This window comes from Tenacibaculum sp. MAR_2009_124 (genome assembly GCF_900105455.1).
In the GTDB taxonomy this organism is placed as follows: domain Bacteria; phylum Bacteroidota; class Bacteroidia; order Flavobacteriales; family Flavobacteriaceae; genus Polaribacter.
Genome location: NZ_FNSF01000001.1, coordinates 534,420 through 552,877, shown reverse-complemented (window position 1 = coordinate 552,877; position 18,458 = coordinate 534,420). Strand labels below are relative to the sequence as shown.

Genomic DNA, 18,458 nt, shown 5'->3' with positions numbered 1-18,458 from the left:
ATTTTTTTAGTTTTTCGCTTTATTTTATGGTTTACAAATCTTCAAGACTATAAAAAACATAATCACTCCATTTATCATATGGAATTGAATTATGAGGACAGTTTATTACCAATTTATTCCATGAGTCCCACTCATTTCTTAAATCATTATTGGTCATATTGAAATGCTCTAAAATTGCTTTCTCCATATAGATCGGTAAAATCATTGGTGATTTTCTGTTCACTCCACCTTTCAACAATTCTATTTCATGAATTATTGAATTATCTTTTATGGTAAAAGTGAAAACTCCCTTTTCGTAAGAAGATTGATAATCGACAAAATCACCATCTTCATCATAATTTGGGGTTAGTAAATCATTTTCCTTCTCATATTCAAAAATTCGATTCATCATTGTTTCATTTAACCATTGGAAAAAGTATTTTGCTGCTATTATTTTATCTTCTCTTTCCTTATAATTATCCCAAGAGTAACTTTCTTTATAATTACCTTTTTCATCTATCGAAACTTCCAATTTGTTGAATCTTCGTTCAAAATTATATAATCTATTTTCATATAATAAATTAACATGATTTCTAAAATCCGAATATTCTATAGGTTCAACCCAAAACCCTTTCCATTCTTCATTTATATAATGATAAAATCTTGTACTAATCTTAGAAGTAGATAGCGTCATAATTATTCTAATATTACTTGAATGAGATAAACTACTTATCTTTTTTACTAAGTCATTTATTTTCATCTATAATGGGTTTTTATAATTGTCTGACAAACTAATATCGATTTCATTATCAATAATAACTTTAACATCTACCGAATTTGGTCTTTTAGAATTCCCTGGATAATTAAAATCCATTTCGATTTTAACACCTAGAAGACTATCAGACTTTAACTTATCTGAAACAGCTTTTTCCATCTGAAACCAAGCCCCAGAACTATTTTCATTGGAATTCTGAGGAAAATAGTTTATTTGTTCACTTGGTCCTCCCCATTCGTTCCTAAAAATATGGCCTCCATCATCTACATTTTGATTAGAACCATCTTTAACGTCTTTAGCCCTTCTTTGTGCTGCTTCATTTCTTCTGATATTTTGATTAATTGTAACTGGATTCATAGTAGCTTTTACTACCCTACCCTGACCATCAATCTTATACTCAAATCTCCCTCCTTGTACTTTATAGGTAAAACCTTTCATTAATGGAGGATCAACATTCAACAGAGGGTTCCATCCATCTCCAGTCCCTCCAATTTTTGCTTCTATTTTTTTATCAGAGATCGTTGCCCAAACTGTACCTTTTCTATCTACAACTTGTAAAGTATTTCCAACGCTCTTTAAACTCCATGTACCCGGTAAATTACTTCTTGTCAGCATTTCAATGAATTCATCATATTGATTTCCGAGAATGTTACGTGCTTTTGCTGAAACAGCAGCAGGTACATCATCTACAAATTTTTGCTTAAGAACAACAAAAGAACCTGAAGGAACACCTGTGTTTATTGAAATATCATTGACTTGTCCATCCGGTTTAGCTACATACCAATAATCTCCTTCAACAACACTATTACTGTATATCTTCATTTCACCAGTAGATCCAATTATGTTCCTATTTAGTATTTGAGCTATTTCACTGGCACTGTTAGGTTTATTACAACTTAATAAGCGAATTGTTTTATTATTAGGTATCGACTCCAAAGCTTGCGCAAACTCACTCGCTGTTAATGTTACATTTTCGGTTCTTCCCTGGAGTTCAATAATTACAGAAAAATTGTCTCCCACGTCATCTGAATGGACAATAATATCAACATAATTATCATTATTATTAATATAACTTTTAACTACAGATACATTATCACCAGCCAGATTTATATTTCCTCTTAGTAATTGTTTTATTTTATCTTTTATACTTACCTGAACCTTTGCAATTTTAGCTAACTCGTCTCTGATCGCAACATCTATTGAAGCATCAGCAACATCATACGATTCTTTAGCTGTTTTTCGGATCATTTGTTCCGTGAAAGTATCAAGACCAAGCGATCCCATTTCTAACCAGAATAAATGTGTTCTAAGTTTACTACAAAACTCAGTATTACAATCAGAAAGGGTGAGCATTGCATTTAATACCCCTGATGTTATTTCCGCCCCAGCTATAGAGTACTTTAATGATTTTTGAGCAGTTGTTAAGTGTCTTAAATGACGTAATTTGGCAATGTTTCCTATTCCTGTAAACGTAGCTGCTACATCAAATGTTAAACTGAAAGCTGTTTCTAGATTTGAGGTTTCATTAACATCTTTAAGCGCTCTTAAATAAAATCCTGGGATTTCTTGAGAAGGCAATCTTAACCCTTCCGCATCCTGATTACTATTAATCAGATCTATTTTATCATATAAATGAAAACTACCTACTTCTTTATAATATCTACCATTATATTTGGAAGTTATAAAAATTTCTTCGCCATTGGTTTTAGGAAAAACTTTGAAGTTACTTGTATAAAAACCTAGTTTCTTCTCGGAGCTATATGGAATAAATAACTGGGGTTCTCTATTACCGTAACTACTTTTTAACCAATATGTGTAAATTTTCTTTATAAAGTTCGAAAAATTATCTTCTCCACCGTAATTATGTATTTTGTCATATAAGACTCCGAAAAGAGCTTTCTCATCTATTTTTCTAGAAATAAGTCCATCAACCAAATCTTGAGCATTATTCCTGCCTATTCCATCAATTAATTTTAATATCCCTTTTTCTTCATCTGTTCCCCATTGATCAATAGAACAATTACTTAAAGTGATAAGATCATTCCATAAATTAGCATTCCTGCTATCAATTACGAAATTGGGAATATGTTCATATAAATAATCGAGTTTATCGCAATCTGCTCCTGCCTTTTCGAACTCCTTATTAAATTCATTAATTATATATTCTTTATCCACAGTTAAACCAACATAATTGGAATACTCCTCGTAATCTTTTACATCACCAATTCTTAAACTAACCGCATCCGCTCCTGAACGTTCATCTCCAACAGCATACTTTATTTTATCTCGATAAAAATGCGTTTTATTTAATTCTAGTTCTAAAAATCTTTCCAAATTTGCTAAATCAACTTTTCCTTTATTTTTCGATAGACTTCCACTTAAATTTAACTGACGATTTCCAATTTTAAAATTAACAGATATTGGAATTCTTTCCCTCATAATCGTTCTGAAAGAATCCGTTAGAAAAAGTTTTGGGTCGTAATTAACCGAAGAATTACCATTATTGTCTCTCAACCAATCTACTAAGGCTTTATAGTCAATTCCTGTTATAATATTTTGTCCATCATCATCTCCTTGAAACCAATATAATTTCATACCAGGTGCATGAATCTTTTTCCAATCCAAATGATTCAAGACAGTTCCTGAACCATAATCCATTAAGAAATCGGTCGCTGCAGGTGGAAATTTATATTCATCCCAAGTGTGTTCTAATCCAAAAATCCCATGTCCTAGCTCATGCGCTAAAGTTCTCGATTGATGTTCAACTGTATTGGCATTTCTCGTAAAAACAAAACCAAATTGTCTTTTTAAAGGCATAAAACCAGCTACTTCCGAATCGGTTACGGGTACATTTGTTACGAAAACATAGTATGTAGTTTTTGAATAGTAGTTTTGCTTTTTTACATAATTGTTGAATGCCTTTTCTTCATCGGTATAATGTGATAATATAGAACTATCACCTACTTTCAATCTAGTATCATTATTAATATCCCATCCATAAATTTGGTCTAGATCTACGCTTGGAACCTCTTGTATATTTAATCGAACTCCAGCTTTTTTGTATATTTCTTTAACCCCTTCTTTAACCTGCGAATCAACACTCGGTATCCCAACTGGCACTAGAGTAACATTAATTACATCAAGCTTTTCCGATGCCAAGTGGGTCACTATTAAATTTCCTGCTATTTCAAACCTTTCAGGATCATCCTTCGATTTAACTACAGCTAAAATTTCTTCATCAACATAATGATACTTTCTTTCCAAGTTGATTTTAGCTGTTTTATCATCCAACCATTCAACATTTAGCTGAGCACCATCTTTGGTTTTAAAAATGATATCTTCTTTTGTAATATCAGAATCTAAAATTTCAACTTTAGCTCTTACAAAATCCTTCCCATTAGAATCTGAAACTACCTTATAAGGTACTTTATATTTACTTGAACCGTTATTTAGTATTTTATACTCTTTTTCGAAAACATCTGAAGTTCCTTCTGGTAGTTCATCAAAATAATAGTATCCAGAATTCTCAAATACAACCTTAACTCCATCTGCTGAAACATCTGTTATATTCCCATCATCATCAACACCATCGGTATTTGAATCAACTACAGCCCCACCATCAGCACCGTCTTGTTTTGTAATTGTACCATCTTCTCCAACCGACCAAACATCTCCATTGGCACTAACAATATTAATATCATCATCTCCAGGAACAATAGCTGACTCACCATTAGCCCCTGTGATAACTATAGCTCCATTTGAATCAATCTCAACAGTATCAATCACAAAATCAACTTCAATTGCATCTTCTAGTATTCCATCATCACCATTAATTCCATCAGAAATGTCAACGTCGACTATTGCAGAAGATCCTTGACCAAACTCGGCATCATAAAGTGTTACAACTTCACCTTCTGCAAGTTGATTAGATGAATTTACCAAAATACTTTTAAACTCAACTCCGAACTTTGCGAACTTTAAATACGGAATTTCAACATATCCTCTTCCAGTAATTCTTCCATTTCCCTGATTTTGTATTTCAGTAATTGTTGTTCTAAATTTTCCAGCAGTAAAAACATCTCCCAAAATTAATCCAGGATGTGGTTCTCTGTTACTAATTGCAATAGCATCAGGAACAATTCCACATTGATAATTAGCATCATCATTTTGTATAGTTTCAGTTGTTACCCTTTGAATTTCTGAATAATCACTGTATTGAAATTGGCACTTTCCTTTTACTTTATACTCGTATGTTGTACCTGGCTTCAAATTCCAAATTGTTGCCCAACTACTATTTGTTCTTTTTGTAAACCAAAAAGCATTAGCTTTATCAGCTTCTCTATAAGCTATAATATATTCTGAATGGATATCTGGAGTTTGATTCCAATACACATTAATTTTAGATGTTCCCTTTGGTTCACCGCTTACACCATCAGGTGTTTCACAAGGCAATGTTCGAGAAAACCAAAAAACTTCACTATATCCTTGGTTTTTGAATAATCCAATTTCCTCAAGCCCTTGCAAAGCTTTTGCTCGTACTCGCCAAGCATATCTCTTTCCAGGAAGTAATAGCGGCTTATCTGGTCCATAAACCAAAGTAGTTCTTCTTGTCGTCTCTTCATAAACAGGAACTTGAGACAAAAAAGCCGTCTGAGGATTAATATGGTCATCCCAAATTTCAACCATGCTAAATTCATATTCAACATTACTAACATTAATATGCCTTGGTGTCCATTGAAAAACAATATTTTCGAAATCTCGTGGTTCAATATTCGAGTTATTAAAAGGTATATTTAGTATAGGAGGTTCATTTTTGAATATAAATACAGTTGCACATCTTTTATCGGAAAGCTTAGTTCCCGATAGGTAATCATATACCTCAAAACAAAAGTTATAACTTCCTTCTGGTATGGTTTGAGCATAGGTCGTTGAATTAATCCCCTCGATATTATCAAACTTGTAATATGGAGCTAAATCTACGTTTGTAAGACTTAATGGGACTCCTCCTTCAATAAACAAATCACTAGCTCCTAAAACAAAATCTTTACTTCGAAAGTTAATATTACCTCCTTCAAAATAGGTTTTCAACCTAATTTGCCTGTTTGCTATTGTAATATCATTTAAAAATACTTGAATTGTTACTGGACTGTTAAGACTTGAATCATCGGCATAATTATAAAAATTAACGGGAGCTGGACTGTTAACTCTTGGAACAATAGTTACTGGATATTGTTGTCCTAATAAAGTTTCTACGATTGTAAAGAAAATAAAAAAGGTTAGTAGTTTTTTCATACAATGGAGGCTGGTTAGTTTAAAAATATTTTAGTTTAAAGTTTTTTCTATCTAAGTATTTTTGAGATTTTTCTCCAAAAAACTCAATTACTGATTGTAATATGTAAAAACGTATTTTTCGTTTATCTTGTTCATTTTCGAAAGTATCAAAGATTTCATTTTGAGTTTTAATATAAAACTCCTTCAGGTGCGTTTGATCTTCTTTCACATCTTCAATGGTCTTATATTGTTCAATCTCTTTACTTATCCAACGATGCGTCAATAATTTATCAAGTGAAAGCTTGAGTTTACCATCAATTTCTAAATATTCCTTCTGTAATTCTTCAGGGTACTCTCTTCGATCATTTTCACTTTTATTCCAAAGAAGATGCTTTATTGCTTCTTTTCTATTCTTTACATATTGCGATTCCATGGCATAATCTAATCGCTTCGCATCTAATTGGAACTCTTTAATGGTATTGAATAAAATTCGATAATATTTATCCAGAATTGCCTTCGAATCATAAATCTCTTTAAGTAATTGAATCGCCTTTATTTTATAAACTCTCTTATTTTTTTCTTTGGCTATTTCAATTCTCTTCTTTTGAAATTTAGATTTTCTACTTTCAGGAACCTTCTTAAAATCAGGAGCGTTAATTAATCGCTCTATTTTGTAGTCTATTTGTTCAATAGTACCTTGATATAAAGAATCTTTATAAGTAAACTTTATAATATTCTTATCTAATTTGGCTTTTTTCGTTTTTCTTGATTTACTCGACCTATCTTTTCGCTTAAATCTTATGTTTTTCGAATCAAACACACCAAATTGGTAGGTATACCCGAAGGTTATGGTAAAATCTTCTCTTGAATTATTTACTGAGTTTCTTAATTGAACCAATCCATTCAAGCTAAAGTTGTGTCTCTTTTTATAAACATAGCGACTACTAACTCTAAAGTTTGTGATATTCCCTTGATCTTCTCCATCCATGGTACTCTGATTATACCCTAAAGAACCATTTAACTTTAGCTTTTTTTCCAAGAAACTTTTACTTGCAGAAATCGTTGGTCCAAAAATTACGTTATTGCTATTTGAAATTTTATTATAGCTTGCGTTCATAGCTCCTGAAATACTTAAATTTCTTTTAGGATAACCAACGGTATAAGCAAAATTCCCATTATATAGCGTAGATTGATCCAAAGAACTTTGCTCTTCTCCTATTCTATTTTCGGCATCTTGGAATGTTACTGCAACGTTTATATTTTCTCTTTTTTCTTCATCTTCTCTTAAAATATAGTTAGCATTAAGATTAGCATTTTGAGATATTTGGGTAATATTCGCCCTGTCCAAATCCTCCTCTATTTGGGAAATTCCATTGATATAATCGAATTGATTTTTAATATTTGTGTATGACTGAAAATTCGAGTAACCAAAAGTTAAATTCAGTTTTTTACTCGCGTTATAATTCAAATTTAATGCACTAACTAACCTCCTTAATTGTGAAGCTTTATCACCATCTAAATCATCTCTTTGTAACCCTACGTTTAAAGTAATCCCTAGTTTATCATTCAAAATTTGCTGAGAAGCATTAATCGTTACATTCTCTAAATCGTTATTAAAGAAATAACCTCCAAGAGTTCGGTAATTTGGATCAATAAATTCATACCTTATTCCAATATTTCCTTTACCCACTTGGTAGGTAAAATTCATATTATAAGCCTTATAGTATTGTGTCGTTAAATTTGTGTTCAATAAAAAAGACATGAACTCTTGCTTACCAGTTCCTCTAGCATCTTCTGTTAAAGCAGACAGAGCTACTTCACCTCTTAACTTTAATCCTTTTAGAACCTCAAACTCTCCATCAAAACTAATTACAGTATTATCTTTGGGTTGGACTTCGTTTTCTATGGGTATTCTTTCTTTTAACGATTCTATGACATCCTTTGCTTTAAAGAATATTCCTCCTAGGGTAAACTTATTAAACTTGTAAGATGCTTTTATACCATATCCTATTCTCCTGTAATTCGCTTCTCCATTAAGGTTGTTAACATCGTATTCCCTTTCTCTAAGAAGTCTTCCATACATCAAACTTATTTTCAGCTTTTCCTTTGGTGAAAGATCAAAACCTATTCCTGTAAATTGATGACCATTTAAGGTATACGGTGAAAACGTCATATTAATATCACCAATATGAGCAGTTACCCATTTATAACTAGGATGGATACTAAACCTATTAAATGAAAAAGGGTTGTTTGTTTGAAGTTTTGCATTGGAATAAGAAAACGAAAATGGAATATTATACACTCCACTTATATTCAAGTTTACATTTCCGGACAAAAAATAAGTGAAAGGCTCACGATTTGAGCTTCCTTCATAGAAAACACTATTAACACCAACACCTCCGGTTAGTTTAAATAGTGAAGATTTCCCAATATTCTCAAGGTTTTGACCCAGAGATATAGTCGCATAAAGCAACAGTTTAAGTTGTAGTAGTTTGGTTAGTTTCAATTTTAAATTAAAATTCAAAATTAGGTCGGTAAATAAAAGCTTTTTTATTCTTATCACGAAATTTTTTCGCTAAATAAATGCATAAAAAAAAGGCTCAAAATATTTATTTTGAGCCTTCTTCAATCAACTATTAAAAACTAACTAATCACCAACTGTTATTGTTAAGTAATCACTTATAAGACGATCAAATAACAAGTCAGTTACAGTAATTGCATGAGTTTAACAGTATTTTAAGATTACTACTTAATTTTTAACTTTTGACCTAGATAAATTGTGTTATCCTCAATATTATTCTTACGTTTCAATTCGGCAACAGGTAATTTATATTGTTTTGAAATACTATATAGCGTTTCTCCTTCGCATACCTTGTGGACATTATATTTTGAAAGCCCTCGTTTTTTGAAGAACTCTTCTTTCTCCTCTTTATTGGCGGCATATCCTAAAACAACTTCTGTTCCCACATTAAGCTCGTCAAAATTACTCATACTATTTAGTTTGTACATATTACTTAATGACAAGTTATAGTGTCGAGCAATGCTACTGAGGTTTTCACCTTCTTTTACTATATGAACAATTGTTGGATCAAATTCTTCTATATTTCTATTTTCTTCAGCAGCTTTCTCTGGAAATACTTTGGATACTTCACCTATAACCAAATTCATGTACGCTGTTTCTTTATTGAGTATAATTTTATCCCACCCTTTTGGTAGCTGTTTTTCTTGTCCGTGTAGTAATAACTGATTAAAAACCAGCAATGTTACTATTAAAAAATATTTCATGATTCCCCTAATAAGTTATTCAAATTTACGATTTTTTTAATTAAAAAGAACTAAACAAATGAATAACAACTACTTAAAACCAACTAAATAAAAAATCCTGTCTAACAAATATTAGACAGGATCAGAACAAGGTTAAAAGAATTATTACTCAGTTTTTACAAATTTACCTTCGTACTTTACTTGTCCATAATGAACAACATAGAAATATAATCCTTTTCTTAAAGAACTAACATCGTATGTTATGCTACCATTATTTGAATTAACATTCGAATTTATTACTTGTACACCACTGATATCGTATACTTCTATTTGAACATCCATACTTCTAGCCATTACGCCAGATTCCTGAGTGTTCAAAAGAGTTAATGTGTCTAATACAGGATTTGGATGAACCTCAAGTTTATTTCCTGATATAGGAGCTGAACATGTTCCTACTTTAGTCCAAGCGTGATCCCAGTACATTCCAGTTCCAGGAGCATAAGCCCAACCTGATGCAGATGAACACCATCCAGCCACTTTACAACTGTATTTTGCTCCTTGATTTTGAACTTCTTTATTTTGTTGATACGAAGTTCCAGCCACATACTGACTTACTCCTGCACAATTTCCTCCAGTTGTATCAGCCTTTACAGTTACCGCAACATTTGCAGAAGTAGCTGAAGCACCTTTATTGTCGGTTGCCTTTGCTGTTAGATTATATTGTCCTTCTGGAGCGTTTGCCATACTATAAGTATATGGTACTGTTGAATCTTCACCCAGTTTAGTTACACCGTTAAAAAACTCAACTTTCGCTATAGTTCCATCACTATCTGACGCACTTGCTTCAATATTAATTGTTGCGCCATTATCTAATGTAGTTCCAGTAACAGGAGAATCAATCTTCACTTTCGGAGGATTATTAGTTCCTGATCCGCCTCCACATGGTCCAATTTCTTCCCAAACCGCCCAAGGTCCAGAGTTGGTGCTAGGGTTTTGATTTCTTGACCACCATCTATTTCTGTAATGAATATTGTTATGTTTTACATCTGTTCCTTTAGAGTATGCCACTGAAGCAGACCAGTCTGGATATTGATCACATGGACCTGTTGAATCTTTAGTTACATCAATTTCAACTGCTGTAGATGTAGTTGACGCTCCCTGATCATCGGTAGCCTTTACCGTAAATGAATGCTTACCAACTGTCAAACCGTTTACCGCAAAACTGTATGGTGAAGTCGCCGATTCTCCTAATTTAGTAGCTCCTTTGAAAAACTCAACTTTCGCAATTGTACCGTCAACATCCGAAGCGCTTGCTTCAATAGTTACTGCTGTTCCTTCAACAAATGAATCTCCATTTTTAGGTGAAGTAATTGATGCTTCAGGAGCAACATTTTGCGTTCCATCTTTAACAGTCACCTTCACTAAACTAGAAGTGGCTGAAGCTCCTTCATTATCAGTTGCCTTCGCCGTTAAATTATACGTACCAACTTGCGCATTGGCAATTAAATAAGAATAAGCACTAGTGCTATCTTCTCCTAACTTCGTTGTTCCATTAAAAAACTCAACTTTAGTTACGGTTCCATTAGTATCGGCAGCATTCGCTTTTATCATAATAGAATCACCTACTTGAAAAACTGCGTTATTTAAAGGATCAGTAACACTAACTGTTGGAGCTACATTTCCTCCTCCATTACCATTCGCGAAAACATCGTTTATTTTGTTTACCAAAGGTGATTTAACATTTGACCATTTTTTTAACTTAGTTCCATAAGATGTGGCGGTTCCTCCAAATTCAAGATCTCCATAAACAGTCCAAACAATTGTTCCTCCTAAAGAGTTATCATTGATAAACTGTGCCTTAATTCCGATTGACTCTTCATCGTCATAACTCAAGAAATAATTTCCTTTTACTAAGTAAGGAACTTTAGCCTCATTATCCCATTTTCTTGTCCACCCACTATTTGGTGACAAGGCTTTTTGTTTAATAAAAAAATAATTAGGCGTACCATCGTACACTTCTTTTTTCCAATTAGTGTAATCTGCGGCTGTAAGAATAGGTCCATCAGGCTGCACAGTTTCATTACGTTTTACCGTTTTTACATTTAAATCTGCAGGCCCGTCTGTAACAACTCCTCTTCCATAAAATGGAGCACCAAAACAAATTTTACCACTAGGTACTCCTAGTTGATTTAACTTTTGTAAAGTAGATTGCCAGTTAAAAAATGGTACTTCGGCATCAGCGTAAGGATAAATTGGAGCGTTGTGTCCTGCTTTATTTGACCATCCTCCATTGAAATCATAGGTCATCATATTAAAATAATCCATTGAGTTCACCAAACGACTCCAGTCGAAACCGTCTAATTTTCTTGGATCAGCAGAAAAACAAGAAGTAATTAGTTTGTCTGGACCAATAGCTGTTCTAATTTCTTCTACTAAAACTTGAAAGTTTACAAAATCTTCAGGAGTTCCAGTAAAGTTCATTCCTGAATATGGTCCAGGGTATTCCCAATCAAGATCAATTCCATCAAAACCTGTTGCTATTAGCTTTTTACAGTCTTCAATAAATCGTGCTCTTTTTACTGGGTCGGCCGCCATTTCTGGAAAATGCTTACACATACTCCATCCTCCAATAGAAGCCATTACTTTAACTCCTTTTTGATGAGCTAACTCTAATAAACCAGGAGCACCTGTTTCTTTATGCAAAGGCAACGGCAAACCTCCACTTAACCCCCAAGTAGGTTGTGTCCATGATGTTCCGTTAAGTGCTACTTGAAAACCTTGAGCTTCTGCTCTTGTTTTTGCTTCTTCATTGATATATTGAAGAGGTTCAATTTCTCCAAACAGGATATGCAAATCCCAGCTACTATAAATATCTTTAAAAAAGATATCTTTAGGCTCCTGTGAAACACCATCTTTATAAATACTTTTATTTCGATGATCTCCACTATGCAATGATCCGTCTTTTGCAACACCAAAGAATGAATAATTCAAAATGGTGTATTTAGAGTAATCAATGTTTAAATGAGTTAGAGCTCCTGCACCGGGCACACCCGCTCTATTGTTTTTCCAAGCATCCCAGTTAGTAATATAACCAATTACTTGTTTTTGATGATTTGCAGTGGTGGCATTTCCACCAGTGTTGACTTGCGCGTACAAACACGCAGTTAAGAAAAAGAATGCTATAAACATCCTTTTTCGAATAAGTGAGAAGGGTTTCATAAATATATAATTTAGTTGAACCTGAAATTCCTAATTATTGGAGGAGTCTTAAAAAAAAATCGACAAACAACATGAAATTAACAACCTAAAACACCCTTTAACACATAAAGGTTAATCTATAGTTATTAAGTAGGTTGTTTAAAAAATAGATAGAGACAGAAGTAAACTAAGAATGTATCTTACTTTTTTAACGAAAAAAATAAATCTCCTTTTATTTTCGGTAATTCGTACTTTTTTATAACTGAAACAGTTCTAATAATAACAATTACAATAGCCGAAATTACAAATTGTACGTTATCGTTTATATTGATGTTTTCAAGAAGTAAATACATAATTCCTCCAGACAAACAGGCTGAAGCGTAAATTTCTTTTTTGAAAATTAAAGGTACTTTTTTGGTTAACACATCTCTAATTACACCTCCAAAAACAGCCGAAACCATGCCCATAACTAAAGCCAAAAAAGGATGTAATTCATATGCTAATCCTTTCTCTAAACCAAGTAATGTGAACACACTAATTCCTATCGTGTCAAACAAAAACATTGTTTTGCGTAAAGGAGCTATTTTCGATTTAAACAAAAAAGTAAATAATACTGCCGATAGGATTGTCCAAATGTAATTAATGTCACCAATCCAATTAATAGGGTGCGCGTTAATTAAAACATCTCTTAGCATTCCACCACCTACAGCAGTAACAAAAGCAATAATAACAACACCAAAAACATCAAATTCTTTTTTAAGAGCCACCAAAGCTCCACTAATTGCAAATGCAAATGTCCCCAGAATGTCAATGGTGTATATTATACTCACTTTAAATCGAAATTTCCGAAATTCTTATTTGCAATGACCTTTCTATTTCTCTAACACGCTCTCTTTCATTCTTAAGAATTAGAACTAAAGAAACCCCACTTTTTCCAGCACGAGCTGTTCTACCACTTCGATGCGTGTAGTACTCTTGTTTTTCAGGTAACTGATGATGAACAACAAAACCTAAATTTCGAACATCGATACCTCTTGCAGCAACATCGGTTGAAACCAATACCTGTAAGTTTTCATTTTTAAAAGCTCTCATCACTTTATCGCGCTCTTTCTGTTGCATATCACCTTCCAGTGCTTCTACAGAAAAACCTTCCCCTTTTAACTCTTTTGTTAGTTTCTGGGCACCCGCTTTTGTTCTCGTAAACACTATGCCTCTTTGCGATTCTCTTTTTTCAAGAAATCTAACGATTATATCAAGTTTTTCCGGGATTGTAGTTTCAGTAAATTGATGCGTTATGTTCGCATTTACTAATGAGTTTTTATTTACCTCAACTTGTTTTGCTGAAGCGGACATGTATTTCTTTATTATATTTCTTATTTCAGGTGGCATTGTTGCAGAAAATAACCATGTTTTTCTTTCTCCCGAAGTATACTTTAAAATACGATTTAACTCCTCCTTAAATCCCATACTCAACATTTCATCTGCTTCGTCTAAAATTAAGGTTTCTATACTTTTTAAATCAACTTCTCCCCTCTCTATTAAATCAATTAATCTTCCAGGTGTAGCTATTACAATATGAGTCGTTCTTTTTAAATTCTTTATTTGACGTTCAATTTTTTCTCCACCAAAGACAGCTTCCAAAAAAATTCTATCATCAACATATTTGGTGAATTTAAAAAGCTGCTTTTTTATCTGCTGAACTAACTCTCTTGTTGGAGATAAAATTAAAGCCTGAATTTCATTTTTTGAAGTATTTATATTGTGTAAAACCGGTAAGCCGTAAGCAGCCGTTTTACCCGTACCCGTTTGTGCTAAACCAATAAAATCTGTTTGGTTTTTTAACAAATAAGGAATCGTTTCCTCCTGAACTTCTGTAGGATTTTTTATACCCAATTCATTTAATCCTTTTATATAATCTTTTCCTACTCCTAGTTCTCTAAATGTTGTCATCCCAATTTGTTTGTGCGCGCAAAGATATTGCTTATTTTTTGCTAATAAGTAAATTTGTTACATCTTCAGTTATTCTTTTTGGTCTTCCTGTTTTACTATCTACTAAACAAAATGTTGTTAGCGCTTTGACTAGAACCTGAGAGTCTCTGCTAATTTCAACATGACGTACAGATTTCACACCTTCCGTTTTACCAACCCAAGTTTTGATAAGAACGGTATCATTTAGCAGTGCTTGAGCTTTATAATCAATTTCATGTCGCACAACAAACCAAGCATAATCTATGGATTTTATTCCTTTTATCAGTTCTTTCCAATGTTCGTTTGCTATATCGTTAATCCATTGAACATATACCACGTTATTCACATGATTATACTCATCTATCTCACTTTTTTGAACTAAATGAGTCTTTTCGTAAACATTCATTTAACAAACTTACATAAATGATGTTAATTAATGCTTAAAATAACCTTTGGTATTTGCTTTGTTAGTGATAATAACGAGATATTGAAAATCCAAACTTTAAACACCCCATCGTGATTAACAAATTCGGTATTGAAAAAATTAGCTCGCTAGTACTTAAACAGGCTATTCCTGCTTCTATCGGGATTTTAGCTATGTCATTGAATATGATTATCGATACCATTTTTGTTGGAAGATGGATTAACCTACTAGCCATTGGAGCTTTAACGGTTGTACTTCCTATTGTATTTCTTGTTTCGTCAGTTGGAATGGGAATTGGAATTGGAGGTAGCTCAATAGTATCTCGTGCACTTGGTAACAACAACAAAAAAAAAGCAAATTGGGTTTTTGAAAATCAGTTGTTCTTAACCATTGGCATTTCAATTTTATTTTTGATAATCGGTTCTTTGTTTTCGGTTCCACTGCTTCGTTTATTTGGCGCTCAGGGACAAATTGCCGTTTTAGCAAAAGAATACTTCGATGTAATAATTTTTGGAGTACCTTTTTTCGCTTTTGCGATGATGGGAAACCCCGTTATTCGTGCCTTAGGGAAACCGAATTACGCAATGTACACTATTATTCTTCCTGCCTTATTAAATATTGCTTTAGATGTTGTGTTTATTAAAGTATTCGACCTTGGTATGTATGGTGCCGGCTTGGCTACCACCGCTTCTTTTTTTACGAGTGGTTTATTTGTTTGTTGGTTCTTCATTTCGAAAAAAAATCTACTTTCTCTGAACTTAAAAAAGCTAAAAATAAGTTCTTCTATAATTAAAGAAATACTATCCTTAGGAAGTATTACATTCATCAGACAGGGAACTATTAGTGTTTTGATTATTATATTAAATTATAGTTTATTCAAATACGGTTGTGCAATTTCTATCTCTATATACGGTATTATTAACAGAGTAATGATGTTTGCGTTATTTCCTGTTTTAGGAGTTACACAAGGTTTCTTGCCGGTAGCTGGATATAACTATGGAGCGAAAGATGTAAAACGAGTAAAAGAAACCATTAGGATATCTCTACTCTTTGGAACGGGTATCGCTAGTTTGATTTTTGTTTTAATTATGCTTTTTCATACCGAGTTAATTCAAATATTTACTGATGATGAAAGATTGGTGAAATTAACCTCTAAAGCACTAATTATTGCCTTCTTAGCCACACCTTTAATTACAATACAACTAATAGGGTCTGCTTACTTTCAAGCAGCTGGAAAAACTTTAAAAGCCTTATTAATCGCATTGTTAAAACAAGGTTTCTTTCTTATACCTTTGGTTTACTTTCTACCAAAAGTATATGGTATTAACGGTATATGGATTTCATTTCCTATCGCCGATTTTCTTTCTGCTTTCGTTACTTTTGTTATTCTAAGAAGAGAAATAAAACTAAACCTGAAAAGCAGTACTTAACTAAAAGTAATACTACATTATTTAACGGCTACCACAAAAAGACAACCCTTTAACAATCAGACCATTACTACACCTTTCGTTAATTATTCCTTAAATTAACATTCACTTGTTAATTTCTATAAAAAAAACATAGATCTTCGGGGCGAACTAACTAAAACAAAAATCTTGACAAATAAATTCGAAACTGATAGCATAGGCCGCCTATTGCTTAAACAAGCAATTCCCGCAACTGTCGGAATATTGGTGATGTCATTAAACATGATTGTTGATACCATTTTTGTGGGTCGATGGATTAGTGTTCTAGCAATTGCTGCAATTACCGTAGTTTTGCCTATAGCCTTTTTAATTTCATCAATTGGAATGGGGATTGGTATGGGAGGAAGCTCAATTATTTCAAGAAATTTAGGAGAAAAAAACCATACAAAAGCTTTTAATGTTTTTGGAAACCAAATAAGTTTAACCGTAAGCTTATCAATTTTCTTTGTCGTTTTGGGAATATATTTTGGTGCGCCAATATTGAAAATATTTGGTGCCCATGGTGATATTGTTGTACCCGCCACCGAATATTTCAACGTAATTATTATGGGGGTTCCTTTTTTGGCATTTGCAATGATGGGAAACCCAGTTATTCGCGCCTTGGGGAAACCTAATTATGCGATGACTACGATGATTTTACCGGCTATTATAAATATTATCCTAGATATTATATTCATAAAATTTCTAAATCTAGGAATGTTCGGAGCTGGATTGGCAACTTCTATATCTTATGGCGTTTCGGGTCTCTTTGTTTTGTGGTTCTTTCTATCAAAGCATAATGAGCTGAAAATCATTCCAAAATATTTCATTTTAAATATTCCTATCTTAAAAGAAATCATTTCACTTGGAGGTGTTTCAATAGTTAGACAAGGTGTTATTAGTATATTAATAATTGTTATGAACCACAGTTTATTCGTATATGGTGGTGAAATTTCTATTTCAGTATATGGTATAATCAACAGAATAATGATGTTTATACTTTCTCCTGTACTCGGAGTAATGCAGGCTTTTTTACCTGTAGCTGGCTTCAATATTGGAGCTAAAAACGCCCTTCGTGTCAAAGAAACAGTTAAAAAATCTATTTTATTCGGAACAGGAGTAGCCACATTTATATTCGTAATTGTTTTAATATTCTCTAAACCACTAGTTGGTATATTTACAAATGACAAAGAATTATTAAATTTAACACCAAAGGCCTTAGTTATAGCTTTTCTCGCTACACCTGTTATTACAATACAACTAATTGGATCTGCTTATTTCCAAGCCGCAGGTAGAGCACTCCCTGCTTTAATGCTAACCTTATTAAAACAAGGGTTTTGCTTAATTCCTTTGGTTTATTTGTTGCCTAAATTTTATGGTGTCAATGGTGTTTGGATTTCTTTTCCTATAGCCGATGTTTTATCGACCATTATTACCTATATTTTTCTTCATAGAGCACTTAATTCAGACTTGAAATATGAAAATTAACAGTTTTTTTTAACTTGGTATTTATATTTTACTTAGTTTTGAAACGATCATTTCAAATATATGCCGAAGACAGAAACATTTAACAAAGAACAAGTCATAAACCAAGCTAGAGAAGTTTTTCATAGTAAAAGCTATAATGCCACTTCTATGCAAGATTTGGTAGATGCCACTGGTTTAAATCGATCGAGTATTTATAATTCTTTTGGTAGTAAGCATGAGTTGTATTTAGCATGTTTAAAAAGTTACCAATCTGATTCTAGGTGTAAAATTGAGAGTATAATCCATGCTGATACTTGCTCTCTTAAAGTTTTAGAGAATATCTTTTCTATGAATATGAACAACTCTAAAGGGTGTTTAATTAATAACTGTACTTCTGAAATGGCCAATCAGGATGACATTATTAGAAAGTTTTTAACTAATAATCAAAAAGGAATGACTGGATTATTTCAACAAATAGTCCAGCTAGGGCAAGAGCAAGGAGCAATAAACAGCAATAAATCAGCGCGTGAATATGCTCTGTATTTACTTGCTACCTTTCAAGGATTAAGCATGGCGAATATATTAGAAAACGATCGTAAAGAGATAGAAAGTATTATTACAACAACCCTATCCGTATTAACTTAATTTTTTTTAACCTTATTTGAAA

11 protein-coding genes are annotated in these 18,458 nt (G+C 32.7%); 3 read left to right on the top strand and 8 right to left on the bottom strand.

The genetic code is table 11. From position 1 onward, the window contains the following. Positions 1 to 31: 31 nt before the first annotated feature. The 8 genes from BLW23_RS01630 to BLW23_RS01595 all read right to left on the bottom strand — a co-directional run bounded on the left by BLW23_RS01630 (position 32) and on the right by BLW23_RS01595 (position 14,861). Positions 32 to 739 carry a hypothetical protein gene (locus BLW23_RS01630; protein WP_093667507.1) on the bottom strand — a complete coding sequence of 236 codons (708 nt, stop codon included), beginning with the start codon at positions 737 to 739 and terminating at the stop codon, positions 32 to 34. Next, positions 740 to 6,046, bottom strand: coding sequence for a DNA/RNA non-specific endonuclease (locus BLW23_RS01625; RefSeq protein WP_093667506.1), 5,307 nt, complete (start codon positions 6,044 to 6,046; stop codon positions 740 to 742). A 19-nt stretch (positions 6,047 to 6,065) separates the two neighbouring features. Next, positions 6,066 to 8,531, bottom strand: a complete 2,466-nt coding sequence (locus BLW23_RS01620; protein WP_143032079.1) for a TonB-dependent receptor — start codon at positions 8,529 to 8,531, stop codon at positions 6,066 to 6,068. Positions 8,532 to 8,770: 239 nt separating this feature from the next. After that, positions 8,771 to 9,310, bottom strand: a complete 540-nt coding sequence (locus tag BLW23_RS01615) for a LysM peptidoglycan-binding domain-containing protein (protein ID WP_093667504.1) — start codon at positions 9,308 to 9,310, stop codon at positions 8,771 to 8,773. Between the two features lie 144 nt (positions 9,311 to 9,454). Further along, positions 9,455 to 12,508 (bottom strand): glycosyl hydrolase family 18 protein, encoded by a 3,054-nt coding sequence (locus BLW23_RS01610; protein ID WP_093667503.1) that lies wholly within the window; start codon positions 12,506 to 12,508, stop codon positions 9,455 to 9,457. Between the two features lie 179 nt (positions 12,509 to 12,687). Beyond that, positions 12,688 to 13,317 (bottom strand): trimeric intracellular cation channel family protein, encoded by a 630-nt coding sequence (locus BLW23_RS01605; RefSeq protein ID WP_093667502.1) that lies wholly within the window; start codon positions 13,315 to 13,317, stop codon positions 12,688 to 12,690. Position 13,318: 1 nt separating this feature from the next. Then, entirely contained in the window at positions 13,319 to 14,437 is a 1,119-nt protein-coding gene (locus BLW23_RS01600) for a DEAD/DEAH box helicase (protein WP_093667501.1), read from the bottom strand. A gap of 31 nt (positions 14,438 to 14,468) precedes the next feature. Beyond that, positions 14,469 to 14,861 (bottom strand): acyl-CoA thioesterase, encoded by a 393-nt coding sequence (locus BLW23_RS01595; RefSeq protein ID WP_093667500.1) that lies wholly within the window; start codon positions 14,859 to 14,861, stop codon positions 14,469 to 14,471. A gap of 110 nt (positions 14,862 to 14,971) precedes the next feature. Here BLW23_RS01595 and BLW23_RS01590 point away from each other — a divergent pair, with 110 nt between their 5' ends. The 3 genes from BLW23_RS01590 (at position 14,972) to BLW23_RS01580 (ending at position 18,436) form a co-directional block, all read left to right on the top strand. Next, entirely contained in the window at positions 14,972 to 16,309 is a 1,338-nt protein-coding gene (locus tag BLW23_RS01590; RefSeq protein ID WP_255362707.1) for an MATE family efflux transporter, read from the top strand. 165 nt (positions 16,310 to 16,474) lie between these two features. Beyond that, positions 16,475 to 17,812 carry an MATE family efflux transporter gene (locus tag BLW23_RS01585; RefSeq protein WP_255362706.1) on the top strand — a complete coding sequence of 446 codons (1,338 nt, stop codon included), beginning with the start codon at positions 16,475 to 16,477 and terminating at the stop codon, positions 17,810 to 17,812. Between the two features lie 60 nt (positions 17,813 to 17,872). Further along, entirely contained in the window at positions 17,873 to 18,436 is a 564-nt protein-coding gene (locus tag BLW23_RS01580; protein ID WP_093667497.1) for a TetR/AcrR family transcriptional regulator, read from the top strand. The last annotated feature ends 22 nt before the right edge of the window (positions 18,437 to 18,458 follow it).